The organism is Bifidobacterium asteroides (genome assembly GCF_048001765.1).
Taxonomy (GTDB): domain Bacteria; phylum Actinomycetota; class Actinomycetes; order Actinomycetales; family Bifidobacteriaceae; genus Bombiscardovia; species Bombiscardovia asteroides_K.
On record NZ_CP181447.1, the window covers coordinates 1937323 to 1957051 of the forward strand.

Here is a 19729-nt window from a genome sequence, read left to right on the forward strand (position 1 = left end):
GCCCCCAGGGCAGGGAAAGCAAGGCCCGGCGCCTGGCCCGCATGCACGAGGAGTACCGCATACTCTGCCAGGTCTTTCCCGAGGCGGTCTGCGCCCTGCACTTCCGCAACCCCTTCGAACTGCTAGTTGCCACGGTCCTGAGCGCCCAGACCACTGACAAGAGGGTCAACTCAGTGACCCCCGAACTCTTCGAGCGCTACCCCGACCCTGCAACCATGGCCCAGGCTCAGCCGGCCGAACTGGAGGCCATCATCCACCCGGTGGGCTTCTATCATGCCAAGGCCCGACACCTCTTGGGGCTCTCCCTGATGCTGACCGAAGACTACGGGGGCGAGGTCCCCCAGACCATGGAGGAGCTGACCAGCCTACCCGGCGTGGGACGCAAGACCGCCAACGTGGTCCTGGGCAATGCATTCAACATCCCCGGATTCCCGGTGGACACCCACGTCACCCGTGTCACCGGTCGTCTGCGCTGGCGGACTGACTGGCGCAGCGCCCACCCCGATCCTGTGAAGATCGAGCATGAAATTTGCGACTGCTTCCCGCCCGAGGACTGGACCAATCTATCGCACAGGCTGATTCTGCACGGCCGGGCCACCTGCCACGCCCGCAAGCCCGACTGCCTCCACTGCCCCTTGGCTGAAACATGTCCCAGCGCCGAACTCCTGGCCGGACCAGCCTCTCGGTAGAATCAAAACCATGGCACGCGGCAGACACAAACAAATCAGATCCGGAATCATCTTTTTCCTGGTACTGGCGGTCCTGACCGCGGGCACCTACATGGCCTGGCCCCTGGTGACAGGCCAAGGAGGCTGGCGGCTGCCCTGGGCCCAGGAGGGTTCAGGCCGAATCGTACGCATCCGGGCGCGCCAGGCCCCCATTTCCCTGGACATCCGCACCGAACCAGGACACGCCACCGACCAGGCCCTGATGGGCAACGTCTACCAGACCCTGACCAGGCCCGACGCCAAAGGTCGGCCGACGCCCGGCCTGGCCCAGAACTGGGAGGTCTCCGCTAACGGCCTGCTCTATACCTTTCATCTTCGCAATGACGCCCGCTTTGCCGACGGGCGCCGCCTGACCTCGGAGGATGCCCTCTGGTCCCTGCACCAGATCATCGACCACCAGTACCAGGGCCATCGGGACTTGGACGGACTGGCCAGGGTCACCAACCCCGATGATGCCACACTGGTGATCGGTCTGAAGAGCCCGAACGCCAGACTGCTGACCGCCCTGAGCGGTCGGGCGGGCATAGTCTACGACCGCCAGGCCCGGGTAAACTATTCCACTCGATCAGCCGGCTCAGGCCCCTACCAGGTGGATGACTGGCAGCCGGGCACCAGCCTGACCCTGACTGCCAACAAATCCTACCGAGGCCCGGACAAGGCCGCCATCGGCAAGGTGATATTCACCTATACCGGCAGTCCGCAAGAGACCGTCAAGGATCTGGACCAGGGACGCCTGGACGCCGTAGTGGACATGGATCCTGCCACCGCCGCACAGGCCCACAAGAAGCCGACCGCCACGCCCAGTACAGACAATGTGGTCCTGGCCTTCAACAACATAGCAACCAGCCCGCTGTCAGACCAGCATATGCGTGAGGCCGTCCGCTACGCCCTGGACCGGGAAGCCATTGCCAAACTGGAGGGAGGCGGAGCCAAGGCGCTGGGCGGACCGCTCAACCAGCTGAGCCCTGGCTACGATCCGGCTCTTCAGGCCTTCCCCTTCGACCGGGCCCAGGCGATTCATCGGTCCTCCTACTACCGCCCCTCCTTCTTTAAGAACGGACTGCGTCTGGTCTATCCCAGCGAATTCGGCAGCCAGGTGGGCGAGCTGATGCGCACACAGCTCAAGGCAGCAGGCATCCCCACCCAGGTCTCCATGGTGGATCAGCCCACCTTCCGTGACCAGGTACTCAACCGCCGCGACTACGACATGGCCCTGATGGTCATGGACAATGATGAAATCGACCGCTTCGCCGACCCCGACTCCACCATGCTCTTCGACAACATCGATGTCCAGAACTCCTGGAAGCAGGTGACGGACTGCACCGACCAAAACACCTATGCCGAGCGACTGAAGGCCTTTGCCCGACAGGTCAGCGACCTCTCCCCCAGCGACTGGCTGTATCAGCGCACGCCCCTGGTCCTCACCGCCCCCCGCCTCCAGGGCATGCCCAGCTCTCTGCTGGACCGCTACCTGCCCCTGTGGAACCTGCGCATCCAGAGGTGAAAAGGCCGGTGCCCCTTGTCACTGTTCGTCCATAAAATGCTGGTATGTCTGCTGAACACCAAGGAATCGTCAATGCCCATCTGACCCCCCTGCCCGACAGGGTGGGCGTGGATGGCCTGGAGGAAAAGTGGTGCCGCGACTGGGATGAGTCCGGCGTCTACCGCTTCCGCAACACCCGCGAGCGCTCCGGCGTCTACTCCATCGACACCCCGCCGCCCACGGTCTCCGGGCATTTGCATGTGGGACATGTCTTCTCATACACCCATACCGACGTGATCGCCCGGTTCAAGCGGATGCAAGGCTACGATGTCTTCTACCCCATGGGCTGGGACGACAACGGGCTGCCCACCGAGCGGCGGGTCCAGAACTATTACGGGGTCCGTGTGGATACCTCGCTCAAGTACGATCCGGACTTCAAGCCCCCCTTCCACGGGACCAAGGGCAAGAAGATCAGCGCCAAGGATCAGGTGCCCGTTTCCCGCCAGAACTTCATCGAACTATGTGAGGAACTGACGGCCGAGGACGAGAAGCTCTTCGAGCAGCTCTGGCGGTCGCTGGGCCTGTCGGTGGACTGGTCGCAGACCTACCACACCATCGGCGAGCATCCCCGACGGGTGGCGCAGAAGGCTTTCCTTCGGAATCTGGCCCGGGGCGAGGCCTACCAGAAGGAGGCCCCGGGGCTCTGGGACGTGACCTTCCAGACCGCCGTGGCCCAGGCCGAGCTGGAGTCGCGCGAGTATGACGGCTTCTACCACAGGGTGGCCTTCCGGTTCGCTGACGGCACGCCAATATACATCGAGACCACCAGGCCTGAGCTGCTGGCGGCCTGCGGCGCTCTGATCGCCCACCCGGACGACAAGCGCTACCAGAAGTATTTCGGGCAGAAGGTCTACTCCCCCCTGTTCAAGGTGGAGGTGCCCATTCTGGCCCACCCCGCCGCAGAGATGGACAAGGGCGCCGGCATTGCCATGTGCTGCACCTTCGGCGACGTGACCGACGTGCAGTGGTGGCGGGATCTGAACCTGCCCACCAGGTCCATCATCCAGCGCAACGGACGAATCATCATGGACGTGCCGGATTGGATCACCGATGAGGGCGGGCGGCGCATCTTCGAACAGACCGAGGGCAAGACCACCTTCTCAGCCCGCAAGATCATCGTGGACGCCCTGCGCGAGTCCGGCGACCTGGACGGTGAGCCCAAGCCCACCAAGCGCATGACCAACTTCTACGAGAAGGGCGACAAGCCCCTGGAGATCGTCACCTCCCGCCAGTGGTACCTGCGCAATGGCGGCACCGACCAGAAACTCAATAAGGAGCTGCTGGAGCGCGGCAAGGAACTCAACTTCCACCCGGACTTCATGCGGGTGCGCTACAACAACTGGGTCGAAGGACTGAACGGCGACTGGCTGATCTCCCGCCAGCGCTTCTTCGGAGTCCCCTTCCCCCTCTGGTATCCCGTCAAGGAGAACGGGGAGACCGACTACGGTCATCCAATCACCCCGACCGAGGACAGGCTCCCCATCGACCCCAGCAGCGATGTGCCCGAGGGCTTCGAGGAATCCCAGCGTGACCAGCCCGGCGGCTTCACAGCCGAGAAGGACATCATGGATACCTGGGCCACCAGCTCCCTGACCCCCCAGATCGTGACCCACTGGGCCGAACCGGGCGAGCAGGACCAGGCCCTCTTCAAAGCCACCTTCCCTATGGACCTGCGTCCCCAGGGCCAGGACATCATCCGCACTTGGCTCTTCAGCTCCATGGACCGCGCCCACTTGGAAAACGGCTGCCTCCCCTGGAGTGATACCACCCTGTCGGGGTGGATCCTGGACCCGGACCATAAGAAGATGAGCAAGTCCAAGGGCAATGTGGTGGTGCCGGACGAGCCCATCAAGAAATATGGTGCCGACGCCGTGCGCTACTGGGCATCCTGCGCCCGGCTGGGCCTGGACGCCACCTACGATGAGGGGCAGATGAAAATCGGCCGCCGTCTGGCCGTCAAACTCCTCAACGCCGTCAAATTCGCCCTGGCCATCGGGCGAGAGGACGAGAACCACAAGGTCACCCAGACAGCGGAGGCCACCTGGAACCCTGCCGACGTAACGGTTCCCCTGGATCGCTCGGTCCTGGCCGGCCTTGCCCAGGTGATCGACCAGGCCACCAGGGCCCTGGAATCCTACGAGCACTCCAAGGCCCTGGAAGTGACTGAGTCCTTCTTCTGGGACTTCTGCGACAACTACATCGAGCTGGCCAAGAACCGGGCCTACGGGACCGCGGATGCCACCGGCAGGACCCCTGACGAGGCCCAGGTGCTCAGTGCCCGCACGACCCTGGGATTGGTCCTGGACGCCCTCGACCGTCTCTTGGCCCCCTTCCTGCCCTTCGCCACCGAGGAAGCATGGCAGTGGATGCACCAGGGGGACGGATCGGTTCACCGGTCCTCTTGGCCACGTTCGGAATCCTATCGTGCAGCTGCCCAGGGTCAGGATCCGGCTCTTTTGGCCTGGGCAGGCATGGCCTTGGCCTCACTGCGACGGATCAAGTCCGAGGCCAAGGTCTCCATGAAGACACCCATTCTCTCCGCCTCCTTGAGCGTGGCGCCGGAGGGCCTGGAAGCCGTCAAGGCCGCCCTGGACGATATAGCGGAAGCAGGCAGGGTCACCGGAGATTTGGATCTGGTCGAGGAGGCCCCCCAGCCTGAAGCAACGGAAGCCGGCGAGGATGAGTCGGGCATCCGGGTGACCGCCAGCCAGCTGGGCGAGCCCCCTGCCAAGAAGCCTCGTAAGTAGGCTCTATAATTCCCAATACAACCGGGGCGGTTCAGCCATAGGCACCGCCCCGGTTTTCTATCCGTGTCACTGGTGACAAGGGTAATCTGCAATGTCAATCGAACCATCGTCGCTCATGTGAAAAGTGCGACTTCCATAATCAACAGCATGCCGCTTGCAACGAATTTGCCCTGCAAGAGCCTGATCACGTCACTATGAATTGCCCGAAGAGTGTAATGCTATAGTAAAGGTCATAGAGGGACTTTATTTTAGTGTGCATCGACGCAGATTTTGGGGCCACGATCTGGGGAATCGGCACGCTTGGGGAGGAAGAATCGAATGGGGAATGCTCATGGCATACGCAGACTGGTGACGTTGACAGCCATGATTGGGCTGGCGCTGATCGGAGCATCAACAGGCGCATACGCAACCACCGGCGACATGACACCTGCACCTACCACAGGAAGCAACGACGCAGCTGAGCCGGAGGCTCCCTCTCCCACGCCATACAACAGTGCGAGTCCATTGCTCAGGACGGGCGGCGAGGCAAAGACTGGAGCCGTTGCTCCGACTGCCTCACCATCGCCGCTGGTCACCAACAATCCCTCGCCGTTCAAGTCCATCCAACTGTTCAACAGCAAAAGGGCGGACAAGCCGTTCAGGGACACCTCACCGAGAGCCAAGTCACCGCAGACCAGGGATTCATCCTCATATACCCTGACCTTCGAGCCCGACGGGGGCTCGCTGGTATCCGGCTCGCCTGCCCTGAGCCAGACAGTAACCTCAGGTCATCTGGCATCCCCACCTGCTGTCAACAAATCAGGCTACCTGTTTGACGGATGGTTCCTCAAAGGTTCCAACGTCGCTTATGATTTCGGTAAGCCGGTCACCAGCACGCAGTCGCTTACGGCCCATTGGTCATCGGTCAACGATAGTCAGTGGACGACAACCGACGTCAGCGGCGACGACACCGGCGGCTCTGCTATCACCCTTACACCCCCCAAGCCAAGAGGGGTCAGGTTCGCACAGGTCAGCGCCGGCCATGACCACACCCTGGCCGTAGGCTCGGATGGCCACGTCTATGCCTGGGGCGACAACAGCAAGGGCGAGCTTGGCGACGGCACCACAACCAACAAAAACACGCCGGTGCGGATCACTGAAAACGAGGCCATCAAGGGAAAGACCTTCATATCCGTCAGCGCGGGAACCACATTCTCCATGGCCCTAGCCTCGGACGGCACCGTCTACACCTGGGGCGACAACAGTCGCGGCGAACTCGGCAACGGGTCCACCACGAATTCTTCAGTACCGGTAAAGGCGAATCTCAACGCCACCATCACCGCCATCAGCGCCGGATACTGGCATGCCATGGCCCTGTCCTCCAGCGGGACGATCTACACATGGGGAGACAACGAATACGGCCAGCTCGGCAACGGGCACACGGGCGTCAACGTCAACTCTTCACCAGCAGCGGTCTCTTCATCCGGCGTCACCTTCACCACCATCAGTGCCGGATACGATTTTCAAACGGCGCTGGACAGCCAAGGACATGCCTACGCCTGGGGACGCAACCAGGGCGGCCAGCTTAGCATCGGCACCATGGACGACACCAGCAGCGGTTCCAATGTCTACAAACCAACGCGCATTTACGGCGACTCGACCGGCAACCCAGACAGCACTGTCTACACCGACATCGATGCAGGGTACCTGCACGTCCTGGCACTGAGCAATACAGGCAAGGTGTACTACTGGGGTTATCCCCTGACCAAGGGCAAGGACGCCAATACCGACAGCGTTCACTCCTTCTACCCCAGTCTGTTAAGCCTGCTCCCGGGAGCGGCGACGCCTGTTTCAGTCAGCGCCGGGGACTACTCCTCTGCGGTGGTCGACTCTGCGGGCAGTCTGTACATGTTCGGCAGCAATTCCAGCGGTCAGCTGGGCGACGGAACCACAATTCCTAAATCAAAAATGACCAAGGTGAGCCTGACAGGCGTCACAGTCGCCGCATTCGATGTCTGCCGGCACAGCTTGGCCATCGGATCGGACGGGCTCCCCTACAGCTGGGGGGAAGCGAAAAACGGCAAGCTGGGACAAGGCAGCAAGGGACCTCAAAGCGGTTCGCAGACCAAGCCTGCAGCGGTCGGCCCACCCCAGATAGACCTGGCCAAGGTAACCTTCGGTAGGACGGATGTAGCCAAGACCGACACCAACAGCCCGATTAACCGAACTACAGCAGGCGACGACACCTGGAGTTCAAATACCCCATGGACGGTCACTACCCCGCACCACACTTACGGAACCACCAAGATCAGGATCAACGACGGTCAATGGTCCATTGGCGGTGCTGCACAACAGGGGCAAAGCATTGGCAACTATACATTCGCACCCACTGCCCAGAAGATCACCTTTGATTCGGACGGGGGTTCATCGACCCCGGACCAGTCCGTCACCGCAGGCAAGCAGGCCTCGCCTCCCACCGTCACCAAGGCAGGCTTCCTGTTCGACGGCTGGTTCATCAAGGAGGCAGACGGCAGTTCCAATGTGGCCTACGACTTCAGCAGTCCTGTCACCGAGCCACTGAATCTGAAAGCGCATTGGTCTTCGTCAGATATGAAATGGAAGACCTCGGATGCCCTCCATGGCGACGACACCGGGGGCTCCAAAATCACCCTGACTCCCCCCAAACCCAGAGCAGTGAGGTTTGCCCAGGCCAGCGCCGGGCGCTACCACACCCTGGCTGTGGGTTCTGACGGACACGTCTACGCCTGGGGAAATCAGGCCAGCGGAGGACTGGGGAACAGCAAAGACTCAGGCACGTCGGCCACACCAGTACGGATCACCGAAAATGAAGCCATAAAAGGAAAAATCTTCATAGCCGTCAGCGCCGGGGATGCTTATTCCATGGCCTTGGCCTCGGACGGCACGGTCTACACCTGGGGCAGCAACGGCAAGGGACAGCTCGGCAACGGCACCACCGATAATTCCAACGAACCAGTAAAAGCGCAGACAGACAATGCCAAAATCACCGCCATCAGCGCAGGACGGGCATACGCCATGGCCCTGGCCTCGGACGGCACGGTCTACACCTGGGGCAGCAACGACAAGGGACAGCTCGGCAACGGCAGCTCAGACCGTGTCAGCCACTCCTCCCCCGCCAAGGTCGCGGCGCTGTCCGACATCACCGCCATCAGCGCAGGATTCACCTCGGGCACGGCCCTGGACAGTCAAGGCCATGTCTGGACCTGGGGCGAAAACAGCAAGGGGCAGCTCGGCAACGGCACCCTTGCTGGCAATCCGACCCCGACACGTGTCCAAGACCTAGGCACCGGACAGCCTGATACCCGGTTCTATATCGCCATCAGCGCGGGCTACCAGCACGTGCTGGCGCTGGATACGAATCATGACCTCTATGGATGGGGTTCCGGCACCGCCATCGGCTCCACCACAGATACCAATGTCAGTACGAGAGGATCCACCGCGATCAGTTTCGGAACCGATGCTGTCAACATCACCGCCATCAGCGCAGGCGACGATGGATCGGAAGCCATAGATGACAGCGGAAGGATCTATACCTGGGGCAAGGAGGGTTACGGCCAGCTGGGCAACGGCGTGAACGATAATACGGCATGGCAGACCAATCCGAAAGCCATCACCCTGGCTCAGTCAATAAAGGCTTACGCAGTGTCCACCTCCAGCCATCACCAGACGGCCATCGGGTCTGACGGATTGCTCTACACCTGGGGATACAGCTACTACAAACAACTCGGACGAACCGGAGCGACCTCAGTGCCGGGCACCACACAGTCGCCGCAGATCACCCTGATTAAGGTCGTCTTCGGCACCATGGCCAGCAGTACTAAGCCAGCCACGAACCTGACCCGGACAGGCACAGACACCTGGGATGCAAACCAGGATTGGACCTTCGTCACGCCCGCGTACCCGTACGGCCCCTCCAGTTTCACCATCACATGGACTATTGCCGACGATACCGGAGACTCAAGGCAGACACAGCAATTCGACTACACCTTCGATCGGACCAAGAAACGCATAACGCTTGACCCTGAAGGAGGTACTGGAGCTGCATGGACAAGCAAGGACATCGAGGAAGGCGAATTGGTACCCCGACAGACCGTGGCCAAGACGGGCTTCCTCTTTGACGGGTGGTTCGTCAAAGCGGATGACGGCAGTTCCAATGTGGCCTACGATTTCGGCAAGCCGGTCACGGACCCGTTGACCCTGGTCGCGCACTGGACGACTTCGGCTCCAACTACTGTCGACCCAACCGTTAGTCCATCTACTGGCGGATACCAGGTCACCATCACTCCGCCCTCGCAGCGCGGCATCCGCTTCGCCCAGGTCAGCACAGGCAAAAACCATACCCTGGCTGTCGGCAGTGACGGCAACGCCTACGCCTGGGGAAACAACAGCACGGGACAGCTCGGCAACGGTAGCAAGGACAGCAGCAAAACGCCCGTCCAAGTGAAGAAGCCATCCGGTGCAGGTACCGACTTCGCCTACACCCAGGTAAGCGCAGGATATGGATTCTCGTTGGCCCTCGGCAGTGACGGCAATGCATACGCCTGGGGAGACAACGGCAGGGGGCAGCTTGGCAAGGGCGCTGCAGGCGGCACCAATACGACGCCCGTCCAAGTGAAGAAGCCATCCGGTGCAGGTACTGACTTCGCCTATACCCAGGTAAGCGCAGGAGGCTATCATTCCCTGGCCGTCGGCAAGGATCACCAGGCCTATGCCTGGGGGGACAGGAGCAACGGCGGACAGGTAGGCGACGGTAACACGACCGGGAACGCCCCTGCTCCTGTAGCCGTCAACGCAAGCGCCACCAGCCCTGGGTTCCAAGTCAGACAGGTCAGCGCGGGATATCAGCACTCTCTGATCATCGGCATAAGCGGGCAAACCTACGCTTGGGGATACGGCGACAGCGGCAGACTGGGCAACAATGCCAAAGTCTCAAAGGCCACTCCTGTGTCGGTGTCGTCACCCATGCAATACGAGGACGGATCGACAGGATTCTTCGCCACCCAGGTCAGCGCGGGAGGCTCGCACTCCCTGGCCATTGGCAGAGACGGCAAAGCCTACGCCTGGGGTGCGAATACCGACGGGCGACTGGGTACCGGAGACACCAATGATGCCGCAATACCAACCCTGGTGGCCGATCCCGACGGAGGCAGCGATGGATTCAAACCCACCGAGATCAGCGCCGGAGGGTGGTTCTGCGCAGGAATCGACGACAAAGGGAAGATATACACCTGGGGAAACAACGGTCAAAACGCCCTGGGCAATGTCTCCGTCACGGGATCCATCAGCGCATCCCCCGTTCTGGTGAGCAAGGACGGCAGCACCATACAGATCAGTGCAGGCGAGCGCCAAGTCCTGGTTATCGACTCCAACGACATGGCCTATGGCTGGGGCGACAACAGCAGCAGACAGCTAGGAACCAATTTGGACAGCACTTCCGTCAAGGCAGCCACCTTGGTCTGCCCGCCACAATTGACCATCAGCTCGGTCACAGTCGGCACGGATCCGGATACTGCCGCAGTTCTTGAACTGACCCGGAGCGGCACAGCCGACGCATGGGGATCGTGGAATACCTGGACCTTCTATACCCCAGCGTTCAAGGCGGGCCGGACAACAGTCAACATCACCTGGAATGTAGGCCAAGGCAGCTCTCAGACCGAGAGCCTGCCTTTTACCTACAGGGATATTCTGCCCCTGACCGGCAGCCAGGGTCTGCTCGTCATACTGCTTGTAGGACTTTTCGTGACGGTGACAGTCCTGGCAGCGAGGCGACATTACATGGAAACAGCCCATCAGACTCTAGCCAGTACTCACTGATACTTCATGGCCGATGGCATAGGAGTTGACCCGAGCCATCGGCCATAAGAGCAGGTTTTCTTGTAACTTCGTACTTGAAAAACTCTTTATAATGATGATCCGCCAAACAGGATCCTTCCTGACCGCTATCTACCCCTTTGAGGTGACAGACGGCCAGCTAACGCCTTATTGATATAAGCGCAGGTGCTCTGCTAAACTATTTAATGTAATGCCTGTTTCGCAGGCGGCACATTTTAAGCTCCAATCGGGGATTTTGGGCTGGTCTGTGCCTTGGAGGAGGAACTCATGGGGAAGCAACAGCTTATTCGCGGCGTTTTCACGGTATTGACCACGCTCGGCCTATGCACTGTTGCTGGTTTGACCTGCGCTAACGCGACTCAGGATTTTGCTCCCGCTTCCCAAGAACTAAGTTCATATGAGAATCAGGGGGGGGGGGGGGTCGAAGTTAAATATACCTTATTATCCTAATAATATTGAAGCAGGAACTAACGATAAAACCCCCAATTCATCTCCTATCCCCTCACCATCCTCCTCGCCGCTGAACTCGTATTCGCCGTTTCCATCATCCCCGACTCTATCGTCTCCCTCGCCTCTGAGTATCCAATCTGCTCCAGTCTCGCAAATCGAATCCAACTACCAAGTATCGTTCAATACGGCAGGCGGATCACCTACTCCGGAAACACAAAATCCACAAAGCGGGCAAAATGCCCAACGACCTGCTGACCCCACCCGTCAGGGCTTCTCCTTCGATGGCTGGTTCAATGGCGATGTCGCCTATGACTTCAGCCAGCCTGTGACATCAAATCTTGCTCTGACGGCTCATTGGACACCAGTTCAGGGCATCTGGAGCATGAATCCAGACCACGGAAGCACCCAGGGAGGCACCGAGGTGACCCTGACACCTCCTCAGCCTCGAGGCATACGCTTCACCCAGATCAGTGCAGGAGCTTACCACAACCTGGCCTTGGCGTCCGACGGAAGCACCTGGGCCTGGGGACTCAACGGCTCCGGGCAACTAGGCAACGGTCAACACGCTACTGGGAATAAGAACATAAGCTATACGGACAATAGCGCCAGTAAGGCAACACCTGTCAAGATCCAGTCACCAGCCAATATACGTTTTACGAAAGTCTCCGCCGGCTTCTACCACTCCTTGGCCTTGGATGACGACGGTAACGCCTGGGCCTGGGGACTCAACGGAACAGGACAGCTGGGTATCGGCGTTGATCCCGGAACAAGTGCCACCAGCAATTTCAACAATACCGCAGACAAGGATCAGCCCACCAAGGTAGTCATGCCAACTGGAGTTCACTTCACCCAAATCAGCGCCGGAGGGGTAGAATCGCTGGCCCTGGACGATCAGGGCAGAGTCTGGGCCTGGGGACTCAACAATGCCGGGCAACTTGGAACAGGGGCGGGAGACAAAAACAATCCGGTACAAAACAAACCTGTTCAGATACGGATTCCCGACGACTCCCGAATAATTGCCATCAGCACCGGTTGGTTCCATTCCCTGGCCTTGGATGAACAGGGCAGGGTCTGGGCCTGGGGACTGAACGGATCAGGCCAAATCGGCAACGGAAAGAATGGCACCAGCTATATGGATGGGAGCGTCAACGCCCCCACTCCCACCCTTTCGCAGTTACCGAATACTGTCGTCATAAAGCGGATCAGTGCCGGAGCCTACTATTCCCTAGCAATCGACAACACAGGACAGGCTTGGGCCTGGGGACTGAATAGTTCAGGCGCACTAGGCAACGGCGCTAAGGGCAGCAAAGGAATCTGGGATGCGGAAAGCACAAGCGCGGATACAAACAAGCCAGTTCAAGTTCAGGCACCAATCGGCACCAAGTTCGTGCAAATCAACGCCACCGCCTACCACACCACAGCCATTGACGAGACAGGTCAAGCCTGGGCCTGGGGACTCAACGGCTCTGGACAACTAGGCAACGGACAAAGCGGGAGCAACTATATCGACAATTCAGTCAGCGCCGCCAAGCCGAACAAGGTGGAGATGCCCAATAACATCCATGCCGTCCAGATATGTGCTGGATACTCACACTCTATTGCTCTTGGCAGCGATGGGCAGACATACTCATGGGGGTACAATGCCTCTGGCCAATTAGGCAATGGAAATACGATTCAAGGCGGGATCTGGGATGATACCAGCGAGGAAGAGGACACTTCCCATCCAAATCCAGTGCTCTTCCCGGAACCAGCACGTATCACCGGCGCCAAATTTGACGGGATACCCAGTACGACCATCCCATCCAGGCAAGCCGATGGGACGTGGAAGATAACATCACCTGCCCACCCCGAGGGACTGGTGAAGCTGGATGTTGACTGGAGTATGGAGGGAACCCGCCCAACCGAGCAATTCGATTATCGCTACCTCTCTGCCACCAAGCACAAGGTCACCTTCATGACCAGCGAAGATTCATCCGCGCCTCCATCCCAGTGGGTTGACGATGGCGGGCAGGCAGTTCGCCCTGTTTCCGATCCCGTCCGAGCAGGCTGGCTATTTGACGGATGGTTTTTAAATGAGGTCGCATACGATTTCGCTGATCCTGTGGTCAGTGATATGACCTTGGCCGCGCATTGGACTAAGGGGGATGGATCATGGAGCACAGATCGCAAGCAAGGGGCAACAACTGGCGGTGACAATGTGATCTTGACACCTCCGGCTGCCCGAGGTATCAAGTTCAGCCAAGTCAGCGGCGGTGATGCCTTCTCCTTGGCCCTTGGCAGCGATGGAGCCTTGTACTCGTGGGGGTCGAATGCTAAAGGCCAGCTTGGGATCGGCAGTGCTGGTTCAAAAGACAATTCCGCATTGAGGGACACTCCTACCAGGGTTCCAGCACCCCAAGGGGTACGTTTCATTGCTGTCAGCGCGGGAGGTTTGCATTCTTTGGCCTTGGACAGTTCTGGACAAGCCTGGGCTTGGGGCATGGACGGTTCGGGGCAGCTAGGGGATGGCCGAAACGGCTCGGGTACCACAGATGATTCCGTCAACAGTACTGCTCCTATAAAAGTCCAGATGCCAACGGGTGTCCGATTCACACGAATTGCCGCTGGCTACTATCACTCCCTGGCCTTGGACGAACAGGGCGGGGTTTGGGCCTGGGGACTGGATGGTGCAGGTCAGCTAGGCGACGGACATCTGGGATCAGACCGAGATGACAATACGGTCATTGCCAATGTCCCAACTAAGGTGAAGTCACCCACCGGAGTCAAATTCACGCAAATCACCGCTGGAGCATACCACTCACTGGCATTGGATGACACTGGCAAGGTCTGGGCCTGGGGACTGAACGGAGTAGGACAGTTGGGCAATGGCGAGAATGCCGGTGCTGTTGGTCTTAACTCAAAAAGCAAGAGCCTGCCGACGCGCGTTTCAATGGATGGGAACACCCGAATCACCCAGCTCGCCGCAGGGGCCTACCACTCACTGGCCTTGGACAACACAGGACAGGTCTGGGCCTGGGGACTCAATAGCTCAGGTCAGCTGGGTATGCGCACGAGCGCTTCCTCCATATGGGACTATACCAAGGCAAGCTTGAGCAAACCCACAGCGGTCAAGCTGCCTTCCGATGTCACCGCGACCCGCATTGCATCTGGCTACTATCATTCCACGCTCGAAGGCACCGACGGGAAGTGGTACACCTGGGGACTGGACGCGTCAGGCCAATTGGGCGATGGGAGAAACAGTACCTCGTGGCGGGCTAACGATGTCATTACTACCAGCCCGTCATCTCCTCAGACTCTCGCCGGACACGCATTTAACAGACTGGAAGCAGGCGGATACCACACCGTGGGGATCGGTGAAGATGGCGAGCTGTACGCTTGGGGACAGAACAGCTCCGGACAACTCGGCAACAAAAAGCATGGCGACCCATCTGTATGGGACGACCCTTCCACCTATATGAACACCCCCGTAAAGGCTATCTTCCCTGGCGAGCCCAAAGCTGAGAGCGTCACTTTCGGACAGACCCCCAGCCCAGGCGCTCCGACCGATCTTCACAATGGCACCTGGCTGGTCACCACTCCCTGGCATGCACCTGAGGAAGTCACCGTCACCATTGCATGGAGCCTGAACGGTTCAGCGGAACCAGACGACACCACTAACACTTACAAATACATACAGTTAGGGGTTCTTCCCCTGACTGGTCAGCAAGGCATCATGACCGCTCTTCTAGTCGGACTCATGCTTGCTAGCAGCGGACTGGCCGCCAAACGACATCGCATGAGCCAAAAAGTCCACGGTATCATGTGAACCTCAAGCCGTCCCACTACCATTCTTGACACGAGTAAGGAAAGTCGGGAGCACACTCAACAATCCCGACACGGGGGTGGTCCCGCCAACCCCCAAATACAACGGGATCACCCCATTACTCCACTATGAGTAAGGCCAAATCCCTCCCAAGCTTCATAATTCCACAGACAGCAAGGGCAAGCGTGACACCTTTATCACTATCGGCCAAGAAGCTCAGGCGCTGACTATTCCGCAGAGCCGGAGGCTATGCATTTGAGTCACCTCAGCGTGAGTTGGCCTGACTAGCCAGCCGTTCGTGGTCGCGCTTGGCGGCATCGGCCACCAGATGCAGATAGGCCTCAGCTAGATCAGGATCCAGCCCGTAATCTTCAGCCCTGCCTCGCAGGACCGCTATTTGTGCGCTCTCCCGATGCATATCCGCCGAGGCGAATCCTGCCTGAGCCTTGAGCAGCCCGATGCGGCGGGTTACCCGGAACCGTTCGGCCAGCATGGCGACAACGGCGGCATCGATGGTGTCCACATCGGCACGCAGCTCCTCCACCTGGCGGGCGGCCTGGGCCTGCGGACCCCCGCTCTGCGCCTGGTCATCGATCACTGTTTCCATCTTTGCATCGCTCATAAAATACCAGTCTAATCAAGCACCCTAAGCGACTATGCAGGGCTCCTCTCCACCTTGCCAGTGGTGTTATTGTATTGGATGGGATTATTGACTCTTGGGGAGAGTCTCGTACGCCTACACCTGCCTATGCAAGTGCCGGACGCATGGGGGAGGATGCCTTCACATGAAGATGGTACGTAGTCGTCGCGTCACAGTGCTCGTCAGCCTATGCTGTGTCTTGGTCGCATGCAGCATGCTCGGCCTGCAGATTGGTCAAGCAGCGCCGGAATCCAATGGGACCACAGTCGCAACTCAGGGAACTGGAGCAGTTGGTACTGGAGCCAATACTCCCGGACAGATTCCTTCGGTTTCCCCCGGTCCGTCATCATCACCGTCGGGTATGCCCACCCTGTCCAACGGCACTCATGCGACGGCAACAGAACAATCAGCGCCTGCCGCCAGCACATCGCCGACCTCGCCGTCCTCATCATCACCCGGCACCGCAGGTTCCCCGGAGCCGACTTCAACCGCCTCTTCCCCAGCGAATGCCACCAGCCACACAGTCACTTTCGACTACAACATGCAGTCTGCAACTCCGACAACCACGACTGTGGCCGATGGTGCCCAGGTTGCGCGCCCCAGTCCTGAACCCACCCGCCGAGGCTTCGTTCTCGAAGGTTGGTTCGCGGGCAAGGTAGCCTACGACTTCTCCGCTCCTGTGCACGCGGACCTGACCCTGAAAGCCAAGTGGGCCCGCGTCGACCAGACCTGGACCATGCAGCCGCAAGAGGGACCCGAATCAGGAGGCACCGGGGTGACACTTACCCCGCCCCCGCCCTCCGGTGTCCGTTTCAGCCAGGTCAGTGCGGGCATCCGGTTCTCCCTGGCTTTGGGATCGGATGGCAACGTCTACGCCTGGGGCTTTAACCGTGCTGGCCAGCTGGGCGATGGCACTATTGTCGACAGGTCAACGCCCATCAGGGTGCCCCGACCCGAAGAAGTCCGCAATGACAAGGATTTTCGGTTCGTCAGCGTCAACGCTGGTCAGTTCTTCAGCATGGCCCTGGACAACCATGGCACCCTCTGGTCCTGGGGTTACAACTATCTGAAGACCTTGGGCAACCCCAATGTGGCCGACAGTGGCATGCATAACTACTCGGAATACCCGGTCAAGGTGATGTTGCCTGAAGGGGCGCCGGCCGGATTCACCTACAAGGCCGTCAACGGCAATTACACCCACACCTTGGCCATAGGATCGGATGGCAACGTCTACGCCTGGGGCACCTGCGGCGACGGAGAGAGCGGCAGAGATGACTGCAACGGCATATGCGACTACAGACCCAACCTCATCAAGGGATTCGACCAAAACCATAAAATCGTAGCAGTGCAGACCGGACTGGACTACTCAACGGCTCTGGACGACGCTGGCACCGTATGGTCATGGGGAAGCAATCTTTTCCACCAGTTGGACCCATCCGCCGGTGCGACCGTTGGCAACTATAAGCCGATCAAGATCCACGGCCTTGACAAGGTCCACGTAGTGGCTATCGCAGACGGCTTCGAGAACACCCTGGCCCTGGATGACCAGGGAAGGGTCTGGACCTGGGGAATGAATGAAACCGGCCAAATCGGCAATGGGTCAAGTGCCAACAAGACCGACGTGTTCAAAGACCCCGTCCAGGTCAGCTTCCCCCAGGGGACCAGAATCACCGCCATCACTGGCGGCGGCCATTACCATCTCAGCCATGCCATGGCTCTGGATTCCAATGGCGATATCTGGACCTGGGGCGACAACAGCTACGGACAAATGGGCGACGGCAAAACCCCTGCAGCAGACAGCCCTCAGACCACTCCGGAACGCCTGGAGGATCCGAAGCTTGCCGGTCGACACTGGATCAGCATCGATGCTGGCGAGGATTATAACCTGGCTATCTGCGACGACGGCCAGACCTACAGCTGGGGACGTGACGATTTGGGTCAGTTGGGTCAGGGCACCAGCGGCGACGCCGGCCATAACCGGCCCTCCGCGGTCGCCTTCCCCTGGCCGACAAAACTGACCGGACTCAAATTCGACACTACGGATATCACCACCGGAATGCAGACGCAAAAGAACGGGACCTGGACGGCTACCACCCCGCCGCACGCCCCAGGGCTGGTGGATGTGACCCTGACATGGACCTTGAACGATCAAGAACAGACCGAGGTCCATCTGCCCTTCCGTTACCTTTCGGGCGGGGTGAGCGTAACCTTCCAGTCGGAGAGCGATTCACCAGCGCCACCCAGCCAGAGTCTGGAAGCAGGAGAGCGGGCAGTCCGTCCCGGCACTGATCCGACCAAGGCAGGCTACCGCTTCGATGGCTGGTTCCTAGGCAAGACCGCCTACGACTTCTCCAAGCCAGTCACCAGCTCCGTGACGCTCAAGGCCCACTGGAGCCCTGAGAGTCAGAACTGGAGCATGACACCAGACCATGGAACCGAGTTGGGCGGAACGAAGGTCACCTTAACGCCGCCAGCCCTGCGGGGCATTCGCTTCAGCCAGGTCAGTGCCGGTTCCCACTGGTCCCTAGCCCTGGGATCCGATGGGATGGCTTACGCCTGGGGCAAGAACAACAACGGCCAGCTGGGCAACGCGAACATTTCCAAGGGCAGCGCCAGCACTATGCCGATCCGAGTGGATAGGCCCGAGAAGGCGGAGACCGACTTCGTCTTCACTCAGGTCAGCGCAGGCGGTGACTATGGCCTGGCCCTAGGCTCCGATGGAAAGGTCTATGCCTGGGGCAACAACGATGTCGGCCAGCTGGGCGACTCCACCTTGGACGCCCAAAGCAGGCCCCACCTGGTACCCGGCCTGCCAGCCAAGATCCAGTCCATCAGCGCCGGCGGCGGACATGCCCTGGCCTTGGATTCCCAGGGACGAGTCTGGTCCTGGGGCGCCAACCAATACGGTCAGCTGGGCTTGGATAATGCCGGCGGCGATGCCGTCTCGCCAGACGGGCGAACCAGCCCTGCCATGGTGACCGGAATCCCGACGACCACAACGGCAATCAGCGCCGGAAGCCGGTATTCACTAGCCATGACCGTGGATGGACAAGTCTACGCCTGGGGCAGCAATGATTGCGGCCAGCTGGGCGATCCCGCTCTGCCGGTCAAGGCTGACGGCGCCAACCCCACGCCATCTGCGGTTCAAGGACTGACGGGCGAGATGAGCGCCATCAGCGCCGGAGACCACCAGGCTCTGGCCCTGGATTCCCAAGGACGCATCTGGACCTGGGGACAGGTCAAGGGCGAGAGCAAGAAAGTCCCCGCCCTATTGGCCCTTCCCGACGGACTGCCGACAGGGTTTGCAGTCACGCAGATCAGCGCCGGCACTGGAGCATCCTCCGCTCTGGGCTCCAACGGGCGGATCCTGACCTGGAGCAATGCCGCAGAGAGTGCAGACCCCACATTCTTGACCGAACCCAAGGACGTGCCTGCAGATTTCAACTTCACTGCCGTCAGCACGGGTGACTCGAGCTCACTGGCCCTGGGCTCCGACGGCCTGACCTACGGATGGGGCACCAACGATGCCGGTCAGCTGGGTGACGACCAGTCCGGACCGGACCTGAACAGCAAGACGCCACAGGCTGTCGTGATCAGAAGCCTGGTTAAGGCGGTCACCTTCGCTGGACTGTCTGCGGAGGGAACACCGCAGTACCAGAATGGCACATGGTTGGCACTCACTCCACGCTACAGGCCCGGACAGGTGGACACCGTCATTCAATGGAGCCTGGTAGGCGTAGATCAAAAGGATCAAACCCTGCCTTACACCTATGATCAGTTGGCCGTACTGCCCCTGACCGGCAGCACTGGCATGGTCCTGCTGGTCTTAGCTGGCTTGCTGGCCATGGGTGCGGCCATGGCTGCCAGATTCCAGCGGCGGGAGAAGAGGATGGCAGCGTGACAGAATGGCGACGATACTATGAAAAACCAGGGCCGACAGGCTTCGAATGGATCATCGTCCTGAACGGC

At 59.9% G+C, this 19729-nt stretch carries 7 protein-coding genes and 1 pseudogene; 7 read left to right on the forward strand and 1 reads right to left on the reverse strand.

Annotated elements, in window-relative coordinates; all coding sequences use genetic code 11:
• Window positions 1–41 precede the first annotated feature (41 nt).
• The 6 genes and pseudogenes from nth to ACNAOV_RS08030 all read left to right on the forward strand — a co-directional run bounded on the left by nth (window position 42) and on the right by ACNAOV_RS08030 (window position 15123).
• Window positions 42–689 (forward strand): endonuclease III, encoded by a 648-nt coding sequence (nth, locus tag ACNAOV_RS08005; RefSeq protein ID WP_198203518.1) that lies wholly within the window; start codon window positions 42–44, stop codon window positions 687–689.
• 10 nt (window positions 690–699) lie between these two features.
• The gene (locus tag ACNAOV_RS08010; RefSeq protein WP_416517271.1) at window positions 700–2232 is read left to right on the forward strand and encodes an ABC transporter substrate-binding protein; all 1533 of its coding nucleotides are present in this window, start codon (window positions 700–702) and stop codon (window positions 2230–2232) included.
• Window positions 2233–2276: 44 nt separating this feature from the next.
• Window positions 2277–5018 carry a valine--tRNA ligase gene (gene valS / locus ACNAOV_RS08015; RefSeq protein WP_416517272.1) on the forward strand — a complete coding sequence of 914 codons (2742 nt, stop codon included), beginning with the start codon at window positions 2277–2279 and terminating at the stop codon, window positions 5016–5018.
• 318 nt (window positions 5019–5336) lie between these two features.
• On the forward strand, window positions 5337–10850 hold the full coding sequence (locus tag ACNAOV_RS08020; protein ID WP_416517273.1) for an InlB B-repeat-containing protein: 5514 nt from the start codon (window positions 5337–5339) through the stop codon (window positions 10848–10850).
• 415 nt (window positions 10851–11265) lie between these two features.
• A pseudogene (locus tag ACNAOV_RS08025) lies at window positions 11266–11673 on the forward strand (InlB B-repeat-containing protein); the annotation flags it as partial.
• A 27-nt stretch (window positions 11674–11700) separates the two neighbouring features.
• Window positions 11701–15123, forward strand: a complete 3423-nt coding sequence (locus tag ACNAOV_RS08030; RefSeq protein ID WP_416518187.1) for an InlB B-repeat-containing protein — start codon at window positions 11701–11703, stop codon at window positions 15121–15123.
• Window positions 15124–15385: 262 nt separating this feature from the next.
• On the opposite strand, the gene ACNAOV_RS08035 is transcribed toward ACNAOV_RS08030, so the two are convergent.
• Window positions 15386–15742, reverse strand: coding sequence for a chorismate mutase (locus ACNAOV_RS08035; protein ID WP_416517274.1), 357 nt, complete (start codon window positions 15740–15742; stop codon window positions 15386–15388).
• 379 nt (window positions 15743–16121) lie between these two features.
• On the opposite strand from ACNAOV_RS08035, the gene ACNAOV_RS08040 reads away from it, so the two are divergent.
• On the forward strand, window positions 16122–19661 hold the full coding sequence (locus ACNAOV_RS08040; protein ID WP_416517275.1) for an InlB B-repeat-containing protein: 3540 nt from the start codon (window positions 16122–16124) through the stop codon (window positions 19659–19661).
• Window positions 19662–19729 lie beyond the last annotated feature (68 nt).